General features: G+C 67.6%; 16 protein-coding genes and 2 tRNA genes. 12 read left to right on the top strand and 6 right to left on the bottom strand.

All coding sequences use genetic code 11. The features are described 5' to 3' along the window. The first annotated feature begins 60 nt into the window (after positions 1–60). Entirely contained in the window at positions 61–1,383 is a 1,323-nt protein-coding gene (locus ABZX11_RS42635) for a M20 family metallopeptidase (protein ID WP_354924230.1), read from the top strand. 98 nt (positions 1,384–1,481) lie between these two features. Further along, positions 1,482–2,492 (top strand): trypsin-like peptidase domain-containing protein, encoded by a 1,011-nt coding sequence (locus ABZX11_RS42630; RefSeq protein ID WP_354924228.1) that lies wholly within the window; start codon positions 1,482–1,484, stop codon positions 2,490–2,492. Between the two features lie 114 nt (positions 2,493–2,606). Here ABZX11_RS42630 and ABZX11_RS42625 read toward each other — a convergent pair whose 3' ends face one another. Both ABZX11_RS42625 and ABZX11_RS42620 read right to left on the bottom strand, forming a co-directional pair. After that, positions 2,607–2,984: a DUF3224 domain-containing protein gene (locus tag ABZX11_RS42625; RefSeq protein ID WP_354924226.1), complete on the bottom strand. Its 378-nt coding sequence runs from the start codon at positions 2,982–2,984 to the stop codon at positions 2,607–2,609. 66 nt (positions 2,985–3,050) lie between these two features. Then, entirely contained in the window at positions 3,051–4,586 is a 1,536-nt protein-coding gene (locus ABZX11_RS42620) for a helicase HerA-like domain-containing protein (RefSeq protein WP_354924224.1), read from the bottom strand. A gap of 102 nt (positions 4,587–4,688) precedes the next feature. On the opposite strand from ABZX11_RS42620, the gene orn reads away from it, so the two are divergent. From orn to proP, 3 genes are all read left to right on the top strand, one after another. Then, positions 4,689–5,297 carry an oligoribonuclease gene (gene orn / locus ABZX11_RS42615; protein WP_176175534.1) on the top strand — a complete coding sequence of 203 codons (609 nt, stop codon included), beginning with the start codon at positions 4,689–4,691 and terminating at the stop codon, positions 5,295–5,297. A 77-nt stretch (positions 5,298–5,374) separates the two neighbouring features. Next, a tRNA-His gene (locus ABZX11_RS42610) sits at positions 5,375–5,450 on the top strand. 179 nt (positions 5,451–5,629) lie between these two features. Then, complete coding sequence (gene proP / locus ABZX11_RS42605) at positions 5,630–7,057, top strand: glycine betaine/L-proline transporter ProP (RefSeq protein WP_354924290.1); 1,428 nt, start codon at positions 5,630–5,632, stop codon at positions 7,055–7,057. Here the strand turns inward: proP and ABZX11_RS42600 are convergent. After that, complete coding sequence (locus ABZX11_RS42600) at positions 7,054–8,241, bottom strand: Ig-like domain-containing protein (RefSeq protein ID WP_354924222.1); 1,188 nt, start codon at positions 8,239–8,241, stop codon at positions 7,054–7,056. The two genes, proP and ABZX11_RS42600, sit on opposite strands and share 4 nt — an antisense overlap. 165 nt (positions 8,242–8,406) lie before the next feature. On the opposite strand from ABZX11_RS42600, the gene ABZX11_RS42595 reads away from it, so the two are divergent. Continuing rightward, positions 8,407–8,479 (top strand) — tRNA-Lys (locus ABZX11_RS42595). A 3-nt stretch (positions 8,480–8,482) separates the two neighbouring features. Here ABZX11_RS42595 and ABZX11_RS42590 read toward each other — a convergent pair. The 3 genes from ABZX11_RS42590 to ABZX11_RS42580 form a co-directional block, all read right to left on the bottom strand. After that, entirely contained in the window at positions 8,483–8,839 is a 357-nt protein-coding gene (locus ABZX11_RS42590) for a tyrosine-type recombinase/integrase (RefSeq protein ID WP_354924220.1), read from the bottom strand. 546 nt (positions 8,840–9,385) lie between these two features. Further along, entirely contained in the window at positions 9,386–9,595 is a 210-nt protein-coding gene (locus ABZX11_RS42585) for a DNA-binding protein (protein ID WP_354924218.1), read from the bottom strand. After that, positions 9,592–9,963, bottom strand: a complete 372-nt coding sequence (locus ABZX11_RS42580) for a site-specific DNA-methyltransferase (protein ID WP_354924216.1) — start codon at positions 9,961–9,963, stop codon at positions 9,592–9,594. The genes ABZX11_RS42585 and ABZX11_RS42580 overlap by 4 nt, the downstream gene beginning before the upstream one ends. Positions 9,964–10,643: 680 nt before the next feature. On the opposite strand from ABZX11_RS42580, the gene ABZX11_RS42575 reads away from it, so the two are divergent. From ABZX11_RS42575 to ABZX11_RS42550, 6 genes are all read left to right on the top strand, one after another. Further along, a complete protein-coding gene (locus ABZX11_RS42575; protein WP_354924214.1) occupies positions 10,644–10,814 on the top strand; it encodes a hypothetical protein in 171 nt (56 codons plus the stop codon). Then, positions 10,811–11,248, top strand: a complete 438-nt coding sequence (locus ABZX11_RS42570; RefSeq protein WP_354924212.1) for a hypothetical protein — start codon at positions 10,811–10,813, stop codon at positions 11,246–11,248. The genes ABZX11_RS42575 and ABZX11_RS42570 overlap by 4 nt, the downstream gene beginning before the upstream one ends. Continuing rightward, positions 11,245–12,099: a ThiF family adenylyltransferase gene (locus ABZX11_RS42565; RefSeq protein WP_354924210.1), complete on the top strand. Its 855-nt coding sequence runs from the start codon at positions 11,245–11,247 to the stop codon at positions 12,097–12,099. Before ABZX11_RS42570 ends, ABZX11_RS42565 begins: the two co-directional genes overlap by 4 nt. A gap of 74 nt (positions 12,100–12,173) precedes the next feature. Then, positions 12,174–13,049, top strand: a complete 876-nt coding sequence (locus ABZX11_RS42560; protein WP_354924208.1) for a hypothetical protein — start codon at positions 12,174–12,176, stop codon at positions 13,047–13,049. A gap of 15 nt (positions 13,050–13,064) precedes the next feature. Continuing rightward, positions 13,065–13,547: a hypothetical protein gene (locus ABZX11_RS42555; RefSeq protein ID WP_354924206.1), complete on the top strand. Its 483-nt coding sequence runs from the start codon at positions 13,065–13,067 to the stop codon at positions 13,545–13,547. A 35-nt stretch (positions 13,548–13,582) separates the two neighbouring features. Next, positions 13,583–14,181: IS5 family transposase (locus ABZX11_RS42550; protein WP_354924204.1), on the top strand; the 599-nt coding region annotated here is incomplete at its 3' end.

Below are 14,181 nucleotides of genomic sequence, written 5' to 3'. Positions count from 1 at the left end.
AAGCCGAACAGGAGCCGCCGAGCACCGCAAATTGTCGGAGGTCCCGGTTAGCATCGCCCCATGACCAACGCGCAACCCGTCCCGCCCGACGACAGCTACCTTCGCTCCCTGGTCGAGGCCACCGCCGACGCCGTCGCGGCCGCCGAACCGCCGTCCTCGCCGCACACCGGCGCGGACGAGGCGACGCGCGCCGAAGTGACCGCCGCGGTCGAGCGCAGCTCGCCCGACCTGGTCGCGTTGAGCCAAGATCTGCACGCCCACCCCGAGGAAGGGTTCGCCGAGCACCGCTCGGTCCGCGCACTGGCCGACCTCCTGCAGCGCCACGGCCACGAAGCCACGATCGGCCTCGGCGGGCTCGACACCGCACTGCGCGTCAGCACGCCACCGCAGGAGGGCCCGCACATCGCCGTCCTCGCCGAGTACGACGCACTGCCCGGGCTCGGCCACGCCTGCGGCCACAACGTCATCTGCACCACCGCCGCGGGCGGTTTCCTCGGCGCCGCCACCGTCGCCGAGCGGCTCGGCGGCCGGGTCAGCCTGATCGGCACCCCGGCCGAGGAAGGCGGCGGCGGCAAGGAAATCCTCGCGCGCGCCGGGGTGTTCGACGACGTCGACGCGGTGATCATGCTGCACCCGTTCAGCCACGACATCGCGCTGCACCCGTTCCTCGGGCGGCGCCAGCTGGAGATGGTCTTCCACGGCGTCGGCGCGCATGCGAGCGCCCAGCCGTTCATGGGCCGCAACGCGCTCGACGCCGCCGTGGCTGCGTACCAAGGCGTCTCGGCGCTCCGCCAGCAGCTCCCGCAGAGCGACCGCGTCCACGGCGTGTTCACCGACGGCGGCGCCCGGCCAAACGTGATCCCGGCCCGCGCCGCGCTGCTGTTCTACCTCCGGTCGCAGTCCCCGGAAACGCTGCGCGACCTCGCCGCCCGCATGACGTCGATCGCCGAAGGCGCCGCGGCGATGACCGGCTGCGGCGTCGAACTGATCTGGGACGCACAGCCGGCCTACCTGCCGATCCGGTTCAACACCGCGCTCGCCGGGCGCTGGTCGGCCAACCAGGTGATCACCGGCCGCAAGCCGCTCCCGCCGGGGATCGTGCCGGAGTCGCTCACCGGCTCGACCGACCTCGGCAACATCTCCTACCGCGTCCCGTCGCTGCACCCCATGCTGGCCATCTCCGGTCCCACGGTGGCGTTGCACACCAAGGAATTCGCGGCTGCGGCCGGCTCGGAGACGGGTGACGCGGGAGTCCGCGACGGCGCACTCGGCCTGGCCCTCACCGCCGCCGACTACCTCGGCGACGCCGAGCTGCGGCAGGCGGTCCACGACGAGTTCGAAGCGGCGGGAGGTGCCCTCGACGTCCCGTCGTTCTTCGTTTGACAGCTGAGGATTTCCTGAGTTTTCTCAGCTGATTCTTCTCAGCAAAGCCTGAGGTGTTTCCACAGGTTGTTCACAAGCGCGCGCGCGAACCTTGCTACATGACCGAGAACGAGAGTCGGCCCGGCCCCGCCTCACCCGGTGGGCACCAGCCGCACCAGAGCACCCAGCAGTACGGGCCGTACGCGCAGTACGCCTACCAGCAGCAGGCGGCGCCGAACCCGCTCTTCACCCCGCAGCCTCCGGGTGGTCAGGCGCTGAAGGCCAAGCCGCGCAAGGGCGGCCGCGTCGCGATGCTCGTCAGCGCGACCGCGCTCGGTGCCGCGCTGGTCGGCGGCGTCGGCGGCGCGGCGATCGTCGGGCTCACGACGACCTCGGCGGACGGCGCGACGACCTCGGTCAGCACGCCGGCGGCCAACGGGCAGACGGTCGCGAACCCGACCTCCGGCGACGTCAGCGCCGTCGCGGCGAAGGTGACGCCGAGCGTCGTCCAGATCAACGTCACGACCGACCAGGGCGAGGCCATCGGCTCCGGCGTCATCCTCACCTCGGACGGCCGGATCCTGACCAACGCCCACGTCGTCAACGGCGCCCAGAACGTCGTCATCACGACCTCCGACGGCAAGAAGTACCAGGCCGGCGTGGTCGGCGCGGACACCAAGGCCGACATCGCGGTGGTCCAGGCGAAGAACGCCAGCGGCCTGACCGCGGCGAGCCTCGGCGACTCCAGCAAGCTCGTCGTCGGCCAGTCGGTGGTCGCCATCGGCTCGCCGGGGGGCCTGCAGAACACCGTCACCACCGGCATCGTCAGCGCGCTGAACCGGAACCTGTCCGACATCGGGCAGGGCGAGCAGCAGCGTTCGCCGTTCAGCCGCACGTCGAACCAGAGCGAGGACTCGCCCAGCTACACCGCGATCCAGACCGACGCGGCGATCAACCAGGGCAACTCCGGCGGCGCGCTGGTCGACTCCCAGGGCAACGTGATCGGCATCAACTCGGCGCTGTACAGCCCCTCGGCCTCGGCCAACGGCGCAGCGGGCAGCGTCGGGATCGGGTTCGCCATCCCGATCAACGACGCCAAGAAGATCGTCGACCAGATCGTGAACAACTAGGACGCGGACGGGCCGTGGTCGGGGCGGCCCGTCCCCCCGCTTCGGGGAGCGGGAGAACACGCGAAGGCCGTTTCGAGAGTCAATCGGGGGCTCTCGAAACGGCCTTCGCGCTGCTCAGAGCGTGTAGCTGAGGGTGAAGTGGTGGTTCTTCGCCTCATCGATCCCGATGTTCGCCGTCCCGGTGATCCCGGCGAGTTCGCCGAAGCCCGAGCCGGCGAGGATCTTCAACGTCAGGCCGGAGTCGTCGGCCGTGTGGTGCAGGACGAAGCCGCCCTTGCGGCCGTCGACCGAGACCGCGAGGCGCTCGAAGGCGACGTACGCACGCGAAGCCGCATTGGACGCCGAGAGCAGCTCGACGGTGCTGGTCCCCTCGACCGCGCCGGTGAACGTCTTGGCGATCGCCACCCGGGCGAATTCGGTGCCCGCGGCCTCGTCGGTCGCCTGCGGTTCCCAGGTGTCGACGACGAACGACGCGGTGGCAGTGCTGGTCATGACTGGTTTCCTTTCGAAGGTGGCGCCAGCCTGCCAGCCATACCTGACAGCTTGCGTCAGGTTTTGTCACCGCCGCCGGTTGCCGAACAGCCCGCGCGTGATCTCCCGGCCCAGCGCGCTCGCCGCCGACCGCATGAACGACTTCACGGCCGGGTTCTTCATGGCGGACTCGATGAACCCCGGCTCCTCCTTCGCGGGCGGCGGCTCGGGAGCGGCCTCCGGCGACGGCGACGGCGAGGGAGCAGGTGCAGCGGCGACTTTCGCGGCCAGCTTCTCGTAGGCCGACTCCCGGTCGATCGTCTCGGCGTACTTCGCGTGCAGGTCCGACGAGGACACCGCGGCGGCGACGGCCTCGTCCCCGATCGAGCCCATCTTCGACCGCGGCGCCCGCAGCCGCGTCCACGCCACCGGCGTCGGCGCACCCCGCTCCGACAGCACCGTGACCACGGCCTCGCCGATGCCCAGCGACGTCAACGCCGTGTCGAGCTCGTAGAACTTCGTCTTCGGGTAGGTCTTCACCGTCTTGGCCAGCGCCGCCTGGTCGTCCGGGGTGAACGCCCGCAGCGCGTGCTGGATCCGCGCGCCGAGCTGCGAAAGCACGGCGTTCGGGATGTCCGTGGGCAGCTGCGTGCAGAAGAACACGCCGACACCCTTCGACCGGATCAGCTTCACGGTCTGCTCGATGCGCTCGAGGAACGCCTTCGACGCGTCCGAGAAGAGCAGGTGGGCCTCGTCGAAGAAGAAGACGAGCTTCGGCTTGTCGAGGTCGCCCTCTTCGGGCAGCTCCTCGAACAGCTCGGCCAGCAGCCACATCAGGAACGTCGAGAACAACGCCGGCTTGGCCTGCAGGTTGTCCAGCTCCAGGAGCGTGACGACGCCCAGCTCGCCGGCCTGCCGCATGAGGTCGTGCACGTCCAGCTCGGGCTCGCCGAAGAAGTCCCCGCCGCCCTGGGCCTCCAGATTGGACAGCGCGCGCAGGATCACCCCGGCCGTCGCCGCCGAGACGCCGCCGATGCCCTTGAGGTCCTCCTTGCCCTCGTCGCTGGTCAGGTGCGTGATCACCGACCGGAGGTCCTTCGTGTCCAGCAGAGCCAGGCCGCGCTGGTCGGCCCAGTGGAAGATCAGCCCGAGCGTCGACTCCTGCGTCTCGTTCAGCCCCAGCACCTTCGAGAGCAGCACCGGCCCGAAGCTGGTGATCGTCGCCCGGATCGGCGACCCCTTCCCGCCGGTGCCCAGCGAGAGGAACTGCACCGGGAACGCCGTGCCCGCCCAGTCGTCGCCGAGCTCCTGCGCACGCTTGGTGACCTTGTCGTTCGCCTCGCCGGCCGCGGCCAGCCCGGACAGGTCGCCCTTGACGTCGGCGAGCACCACCGGCACCCCGGCCGCCGACAGCTGCTCGGAGATCAGCTGCAACGTCTTCGTCTTGCCTGTCCCGGTCGCGCCGGCGACCAGGCCGTGCCGGTTCAGCGTCGCCAACGGCAGGCGCACGGCCGCCGCCGCGTCCGCCTGCCCGTCGATCACCACCGCACCCAGCTCCAGCGCGGCACCTTCACTCGCATAACCAGCGGCGATCTCACTCGCCGGCGACCCCTGCTCGGTCACTCTCAGCTCCCCGATCGTGTGTCCTGGACCACACCGGGAGCGTAACGCGCCGTACGCGCAGGTAACGCCCTTCGCATCCCCGTGTCGGGTTAGGGTCACCAGGTGACCGACCGCCTAGTCTGGATCGACTGCGAGATGACGGGGCTCGACCTCGGCAAGGAAGCGTTGATCGAAATCGCCGCCCTCGTCACCGACGCGGAGCTGAACGTGCTCGGCGAAGGAGTCGACATCGTCATCCACGCCGACGAGGAAAAACTCGCCGGGATGCCGGACGTCGTCCGCGAGATGCACGCCCACTCGGGCCTCACCGAAGAAGTCCGCCGCTCCACGGTGACGCTCGAAGAAGCCGAACGCCGCGTCCTCGACTACATCCGCGAGCACGTCCCCGAACCGGGCACCGCGCCCCTCGCCGGCAACTCCATCGCCACCGACCGCGGCTTCATCGCCCGTGACATGCCCGCCCTCGACGCCCACCTGCACTACCGCATGGTCGACGTCTCCTCCGTCAAGGAACTCGTCCGCCGCTGGTACCCGCGCATCTACTACGCCAAGCCCGAGAAGGGGCTCGCCCACCGCGCGCTCGCCGACATCCGCGAATCCATCGGCGAACTCGACTACTACCGGCGCGTCGCCTTCGTCCCCCAGCCCGGCCCGACCAGCGACGAAGCCAAGGCCGCTGCCGCTGAAGTGCAGGAACACCACCAGAGGTGACCCCCTGAAAAGCGGTCGAGGGCACCCGCTACGATTACTGCAAGCGAGGTGATCGAAAGCGGATCCCCTCGGCGATGGTGGGCGTAGCTCAGCTGGTAGAGCACCTGGTTGTGGTCCAGGAGGTCGCGGGTTCGAAACCCGTCGCTCACCCCATCACCCCAGTCTGGTCGGGGCTTGCGCCCCTTCCCGCAGGCTGGGGTTTCGCCTTTTTGTGGGGGTCGAACCCCCACACCCCCGCCGGGGGGCGAGCCCCCGGACCCCCATCACGCGTGGTCACCTCGGCCGTAGGTGGCAACCCTCACGACCGGATGGCTCAGCGTGCGAGCCGCCGAATGCCGGTGCACGGTGTTCTGGTGGCACGTTCAGCACCGAAGGTCCGGGGTCGTAAGAAGAAGCTGCGGTACGAGGACATCACCGTCGTCGACCAGTCGTTGCTCAAGCGGGCGGTGGGGGCCGCCGCGCTCGGCAATGCCATGGAGTGGTTCGACTTCGGCGTGTACGCCTACATCGCCGACACCATTGCCGAGGTGTTCTTCCCGGCCAGCGTGTCTCCCGGGGTTCGGCTGATCGGGACGTTCGGGGCCTTCACGGCCGCCTTTCTGATGCGGCCGCTGGGCGGCCTCGTCTTCGGGCCGCTCGGGGACCGGATCGGGCGGCAGAAGGTGCTCGCCGTCACCATGATCATGATGGCCATCGGCACGCTGTGCATCGGGCTGATCCCGTCGTACAGCTCGATCGGCGTCTGGTCGCCCATCCTCCTCGTGCTCGCCCGCATGGTGCAGGGCTTCTCCACCGGCGGCGAGTACGGGGGCGCCACCACCTTCATCGCCGAGTACTCGCCCGACAAGCGGCGCGGCTTCATGGGCTCCTGGCTGGAGTTCGGGACGCTGTCCGGGTACGTGCTGGGCGCGTCCGTCGTCACCGGGATGAAGGCCTGGGTGCCGCACGAGACGTTGCTCGACTGGGGGTGGCGGGTCCCGTTCCTGGTCGCGGGGCCGCTCGGCATCATCGGGCTCTACATGCGGCTCAAGCTGGAGGAGACGCCCGCCTTCCAGAAGCACGCGGAGGAAGCCGAGAAGCGGGGGCGCTCCGGGGAGCCGTTCTGGAAGATGTTCACCGAGTACTGGCCCGCGCTGCTCATCTGCGTCGGCCTGGTGCTGGTGTTCAACGTCACCGACTACATGCTGCTGTCGTACATGCCGACGTACCTGTCCGAGCAGCTGCACCTCGACGCCACGCACGGCCTGCTGCTGATCATCGTCGTCATGGTCGTGATGATGCTGATCATCCTGGTCGGCGGGCGGATCACCGACCACGTCGGCCGCAAGCCCGTGATGATGGCCGGCTGCCTCGGGTTCCTCGTGCTGTCGTGGCCGCTGATGCTGCTGGTGCACGACGGCGGGCTCGTCCTGACCTTCCTCGGGCTGATGGGGCTCGGCTTGCTTCTGCTCTGCTTCGAGGTGTCGATGCCCGCGGCGCTGCCCGCGCTGTTCCCGACGGCGATCCGGTACGGCGCGCTGTCCATCGCGTTCAACATCTCGGTGTCGCTCTTCGGCGGCACCACTCCGCTGGTGATGCAGTCGCTGATCTCCGCCACCGGCCACGACTTCTGGCCGGCCTGGTACATGATGGCGGCGGGCGCGATCGGCGCCGTCGCGGTGTACTTCAGCCGCGAGACGGCGAACAAGCCGCTCTGGGGCTCGGGGCCCGCGGTGTCGACCGAGGCCGAAGCCCGGGAGCTGGTGCGCGACTCGGGCTAGTTCGCCGCCGTCCGCCACTCGTCCCAGGACAGCTGCCAGACGCTCCAGCCGTCGGTCGGCTCGAGCTTCGGGCCGCCGCTGTTCTGCACCGTGACGAGGTCGCCCTTCTTGGCCGTGTCCATCAGCCACTTCGTGTTCTCGGTGGACAGGTTCAGGCAGCCGTGACTGACGTTGCTGTGCCCCTGCTGCCGCACCGACCACGGCGCGGAGTGGAAGAAGATGCCGCTCCAGGACAGGCGGACCGCGTACTGGACGAAGGTGCTGTAGCCGCCCGGGGCGTCCTCGGGCACGCCGTAGGTGGCGGAGTTCATCGTGTAGCCGGTGTGCTCGCTCATCACGGTGTAGGTGCCCTGCGGCGTGTTGTGGCCGGGCTTGCCCATGGAGGTCGGCATGGTCTTGACCTCCTTGTCGTTGATCGTGACGGTCATCTGGTGGGTCTGCCCGTCGGCGACGGCGACGAGCTTGTCACCGACGGTGACACTGGCCCCCTTGTCTTCCCGGCCGTAGCTGCCGTTGCCGAGCGGCTTCCCGTAGACGGCGGCGTCGACCTTGATCTTCGTGCCGCTCTTCCAGTAGTCCTTCGGCCGCCAGGTGACCTGCTTGTCACCGGACCAGCGGAAGGCGCCCTCGGTGGCCGGCTCCGCGGTGACCTTCAGCGCCTTCTCGGCGGCGGCCTTGTCGGCGACGTTGCCGGTGAAGGTGAAGATCAGCGGCATCCCGACCCCGACGGTCTCGCCTTCGACGAGGTTCACCGAGACGCCGAGCTGCCGCGCGGGCTTGACGGTGCTGAACGTCGACTCCGCGGTGACCGGCTTGCCGTCCGACCCGGTGGCGGTCGCGGTCAGCCGGTAGGTCTTGTTGTAGCCGAGCGGCTCGGCGGAATCCCACCCGGAGCCATCGGCCCGCACCTTCCCGCCGACGACCTTGCCATCGGCACCGGCGAGCTTGACGTCCCCGACCTTCCCGTCCGTGACGGTGACGCTCACGGGCTCCCCGGGCGCGACGTCCTTGGCATCCTTGGCTGGAGTGAGCGCGAGCACAGCGGGCTTCGGAGCAGGCTTGCTCTCACTGGACGGCGGCGCCGTCTCCCGAGGAGGTTCACCCGAAGGGGTACTGCTGCACCCGGCCAAGAAGAGCCCGACCACCCCGGCGACCACCAGCAGCCGCCCCGTCACACCCCGCATGCCCACCCGCCCGTTTCGCCGTCGATGTCCGACTACAGTGTGCCCGACCAGCCGCAACGCCGGGGCAGCAATGCCGGAACCGGCTTGGGGGACCCCCCTGAAACGGCCTCGGAGAGGGGTGCTAATCTTTTCCACGTCGCCGAGGGAAGCCTCCGGCAGACACCGGCGCCATTAGCTCAATTGGCAGAGCAGCTGGCTCTTAACCAGCGGGTTCGGGGTTCGAGTCCCTGATGGCGCACACTCACTCCCCAGGTTGAAGATCTCTTCGGCCTGGGGATTTGTGGTATCTGGAATCATTGCCTCCACTTCCACACTGTCCTTTGTGGTCTCCTTTGAGTCCGAGAGTGCAAGCCGGGTGCAACGCCTTCCTCGGGATCGCCCCAGCTACCCTCCGCGCCGCATCCGCGGCGACTTCTTCGGCAACGTTTGTGTAGAGGTCCATCGTCACCTTGATCGACGAGTGTCGGAGCATGTGCTGGACCACCTTTATGTCCACCACGGCGCTCAACGCCGGAGTCGCGGCGCCGTGGCGAAGGCCGTGCAGGGTGATCGGCGGCAGGCCGGCGAGCTTGATCGGCCGGGCGAAGTCGTCGGCCACGTCGGCCGGGTGGAGTGGCTGCCGTCCGGCCCAGTGAAGGGCAAGCCGTGATCAACCCAGTCGGCACCAAGGCGGGCCTTGGCCTGGTCCTGACGGGCGATGTGTGCGACGAGGACCAACAGTGTCCAGGTCGAGCGCGACGATCCCTTCCGGTGACGGGGACTATCGGTATCGAAGCGGACGCTGACCACATTCCTCGCCACACCGGACACCGGTATAGGCGATGAGGTGATAGAGCGCGTAGAGCGGTGGTTGACGACGAAGTCCAGGAACTGCCCGGTCTGCTCGGCCGTCCACACCATCACCAGGTAGGGCACCTCGCCGGTCCGGCGCCACTTCGCCACACGCCCCGGGGTCCACAACTTCGGCTTCGGTCTCGTCGTCGCCCTCCTCGACGATCCCGAGCAGGTCTCGCACTCGCTGCAGGCCCTTCTCAGCCTCGGTCGCGCCTTCGTTCGTCAAGTACCCACCAGGGCCTTCTCCGGGCTCGATACTCGCGCTGCGACCACCACTCGGGGAAGCCCGGGCCGGGAAAAGATCACCGGATCAGGTAGCCAAACCCAGCAACCGCAACAAGCCCGACGTCGGCACCCGATTCCCTGCACCGACCCAGAACACTGGGCAAGGAAAAGAGCCACCTCGGGCGAGCGCATACGCTGCCTTGCGCCGGATACCCAACGCCCGCGCGACCGTCATCAGATCCACGACCGCCGGCAACGCCGCCAGCGTCATCTCTTGCCCCAGCTCAGCGGTCATATGTCCAACCCCAGCCGCTGCAACGCGAGCGCGTGACACTCCGGATTGAGGTCGATCCCGATGAATCGGCAACGTTGCTCTCGCGCGGCAATTCCGGTGATGCCGCTACCACAGAAGGGATCGAAAACCGTCCCGCCAGGTTGGCACCCGAACCGGACACAACGGCGGGCCACCTCGAGCGTTCCCTTCGACGGATGCCCGAGCTGTCCACGGTCCGACAAGATGCTCCACACGGCAGTCTCGCTGGTCTCGCGTAGGTCTCGCTGGTCTCGGGGCAGGACGAAGATGTTCTCGTGTCGACGCGCGAACCGGTCTCGGAGCCTCTCGGGCCGCGCGTTCGGCTTGTGCCAGATGATCTCGCGTTCCACCACCCAACCACGATCCTGGAGAGCAAGGCGACTCGCCACGGCACGCCGACAAGATCCTTCGCCCGATGCGAAGCCTGTGGCGGACGATGCGTTCCATACCGTGTGTGCGATCGCTTCGCCGCGGTCCGTGTCCTCGATCCCGCTGCGACGTAGTGACCCCACGAACCGCCGTAACTGTCTCCGAGGTCGAAAACCGGGGCGAGCCGATCGACGTACGCCTCGACAGTGGGTTCGGCACCCCGCTGGTCGGTAACCCGGTAGTCGCGCAGGCCCCAGCACGGAGGTGACATCACCAGGCAGTCGACAGAGGACTCCGGCAACTCCGCGACGACACCCGCAGCGTCACCGCTATGGAGCGCGACTTGCCCATCGTCGTAGAAGGCTGTCCCGACGAGTACCCGAATCACCGGTCCTGCACCGGTGGCGTCAGTAGCACGAACCGACTTGGAGGTCGCTCCATAGTACTGATTCACGAGCTTATCGATCAGGCTCGGCCGGCGGTTGCGGCTCATCCGATTGCTCTCAGGAAGCGCTCATCGAACCTGCGCCGTTCGCTCACCCGTTCCGACTGAACGTCGCTTTTGGGTGTAACAGCGCCTCGCTGCCCAACGACTAGTGGCGTGGACTGCGGCGACGGACCCTCCGGCGTGAGCTGTCCGCAAGCGAGCAGGAGGACGAGGGTGACACCAGAGGAAGCGCGAGCGCGCGCTAGAGCGATCCTCGAAAGCCAGAAGAACAGCCAGGTGATCGAACTCAACGCCGACGGTTCCCTGGCGAGCAAGGCCGACTCGCAGCGCCACACTGGCAAGCGCACCGTGTTGCACGATCCAAAGGGCGAGTACGCCCGGTGACGTGGCCGTGGGACCCCGATCTGAACTCGGCGGAGTTCAGGCTCAACGAACCGGTCCATAGCCCCCACCACCGCCATCAGCTCGAAAAGGCGAAACTCCTCGCCGCCTGGAATACGGTCGTGATCGGGGAGTCCAGCGGCCTGATCGTCAGCGTCGCCGGGTCGATCAGGACGGCGTCGGGGCGTATCAGGGACTTCTACCTGACCGTTCCGTCGAACTACCCCTACGGAGCACCGAAAGCGTTCGCCCATGGCTGGACGCTGAGCGGTCCGCACCGCTGGGGCGATTCCGAGATGTGTCTGTGGCAACGCAATCAGTGGCAGAAGAACCACACCTTGGCCTACGCCGTCGCGAAGACCTTCACGTGGATCCACAAACACGAGGAGTATCTGAGCACCGGGACGTGGCGAGGCAACGAACAGAGGCACTCATGACCTTCGACGACGAGCGGATACGGCACCTCACCGGCGACAGCGAACGGACGAGCCGGATACTGATCGTCGGGCTGGGCTCCGGCGGGTTCCCTGTCCTACAGCACATCGCGATGTCAGGCTGGCGCCGCTTCGCACTCGTGGACCCGGACACCCTCGACGCGAAGAACCTCGTGAAGCATCCGGCCCTGCGTTCGGACATCGGCCGGCACAAGGTCGACATCGCAGCCGACTGGCTCGCCGACCGGATACCGGGTTGCGAAGTCGAAACCTACCGACAACCGATCGAGGAAATCGACGGGCACCAATTGCGCCGACTCACAGAAGAATCAGACTACGTGGTTTCGGCGACCGACTCAAACGCCGTGCGACACTTCGTCAACGACCTGTGCATCACCACTACCTCGCCGATGTCGCTCGGCCTCGTGCACCGAGGCGGCACGGGCGGAACAGTGCTGACCTACCGGCCCGAGTCCACCGGATGCTACGCCTGCCTGGAGAGCGTCGCCGAAGGACTGGACGGATTGCCGTCGGACACCGATCTGCCGGTGACCGGACTCGAGCAGGAAATGGTATACGGTCGCGGGCTCAAAGACTACGCCGCCGCCGGCCTGTCCGCAGACATCGGCTTGGTGGCCGCACTCCACGCACAGCTGACCGTCGCAGAACTCCTCACCCTGGAAACCGGCGGTACCGCGAATCTTCCTCAGCTCGAAGCATCGTGGCTGGCCGTGCGCATCCGGTTCCCGGACACGTGGAACTGGCACGTCGACGAGATCCGGCTGCCCCCCATCGACGGTTGCGTCTCGTGTGGAAAGTCTGTCGCCCCCGCCGCAACCAGGAATTCCGCATGAGTCCCTTCGGAGTCGGCCGAGAACCACCCTTAGTCGTGGTACACCGTGACCTCGTCGAAGTGTCACAACGTCAAGTGCTGAACGCCGGCCGCGTGGAGACGGGCGGGAAATTCATCGGCTACGTCCTACCATCGCCGGCAAAGGCCCCCAGGTCCACCTACGGCAAGCAGGTGGCCGATCGCTGGCACCGGATAAGCAAGGAGATCGCCAAGGGGCGCAGTTGTCTGTTCCTGGTCGGCAGTATTTCGCCCGGTCCCCTGGCTCGCTGTACAGACACATCCCTGCTACCCGATGGCAAGTTCCAGGCTGCGGTCTTCCAGACGATCGAACGTCTTGAACCGGATCTCGAGCACTTGGGGACCTGGCACAGCCACCACCCCAACGGGCTGTCCGAGTTCAGCAGTGGCGACATTCGGCACTACGAGTCCGTCGTCGTCGACCCGAACCACGGCCCCGATCACTTCGTCGCCGGACTGTGCGTTGACGAGCGCGGACTGGCGTTCGGGCTCTTCGAGCTGTTCTCGCGCAAGGGAGCGCACCGCCGGGTGCGCCTGACCACCGACCAGGTCATCGTCGACGACAGCTTTCCATCGCTGCAAGCGATCGTCGAGCAGACCGAGGACGAACTCCGGTCCGGCAGACGGCCGGCACCGCTCGAATCCGCACTGGCGACCGCCTTCGTCATCCGGGAGCGGCAGGAAGACAGCGAATCGACAAGCTGGGTTGTCGAGGGCAGATCGGGTCCGCCATTCCTCGGCGTCGTGACGATGACCACCGGTGCGCAGCCGCATGTCGCGTTGTCGGTCAACATGTCGACTCCGGAGCTTTCCCTGCAGTACGACGCCAGCGGCGTGCACAACACCGTGGGCGCGAGGAAATTGACGTCCGAGCTGTTGCGGGTGGTGGGCGACCTGGAAACGGCTGTGCGCCGCGCCCGCGACCGCTCCTGACCGGAAAGAAGCGGCATGCTGGATCTCTTGTGGGCGATCGTGTGGGGATTCGTCGTGCAGAGCAAGGTGCTGGAACACGTCACCAAACGGGTGGTCGACGGCTTTGGCAAACGCCCGCCGTCGACCCCCCTGCAGAGCCCCGCGGAGCCCGTGACAGTTTTCATCGAACGGCTCCCCAACCCGCCGGCGTCCGGGTCGTCGATCGACGCGGCCGACTGGCTGATCGCACCGATCCCGGGACGATTCATCCTCGCAAGTGACACCGACGCCGACACGAGCGTGCTCGGCATCATCCTCGACGCGCACGGTGACAACCCACCGGCGATAAGCTGGCAGCCGATCACGCTCAATTCCGCCATCGAAGTGAGCCTCCCGGCCAATGCACTCGCGGCGGTGGTGGCATCGGTGTCGACGGACGGCGAACGACTGCAGCCGCGGAAGATCGACACTTTCGGCATTGTCGACGGCCACTCCGTATTCGCCGTGCGCGACGACTAGGGCGCGTCTGACAAACATTGCGGTGGGTTGCTGGGATGCTGCTGGTCGTGTCGCGGTTTCAGTTGCTCTCAGACGATCAGTGGGCGTTGATCGAGGATCTGCTGCCGGTCCGTACCGGTAAGCGAGGCAGACCCTTCTCGGATGCACGCGCGATGGTCGAAGGGATCATTTACCGGTATCGGTGCGGAATCGCGTGGCGGGATGTGCCGGCGGTGTTCGGTCCGTGGCAGACGATCTGGACTGGCACCGCCGGATGGCCGGTGACGGCACCTGGGACACCGTGCTGCAACGCCTGCTCGCCACCGCTGATGCGGCCGGTTTGGTCGACTGGTCGGTGTCGGTCGATTCCACGATCGCTCGGGCGCATCAGCACGCCACCAACATCACTCGTCCCACAGGGGGCTGGGTCGAACTACACGGATCTGCTGACCGAGTCGCCTGATCACGCGATCGGCCGTTCCCGCGGCGGGTGGAGCACCAAGGTGCACCACCTCGTCGACGGCAACGGCCGGCCGCTGGTGGCCTTGGTCGGTCCTGGCCAGGCCGGGGACGCGCCGATGTTCCCGCATCTGATGCGGCATCTGCGCATCCGCCGGGCCGGGCGTGGTCGGGCCCGCACCCGGCCCGATCGGGT

This window comes from Amycolatopsis sp. NPDC004169, assembly GCF_040610315.1.
Lineage (GTDB): Bacteria > Actinomycetota > Actinomycetes > Mycobacteriales > Pseudonocardiaceae > Amycolatopsis.
The sequence above is the reverse complement of the archived record's forward strand: the minus strand, read 5'-3'. Positions and strand labels throughout refer to the sequence as shown.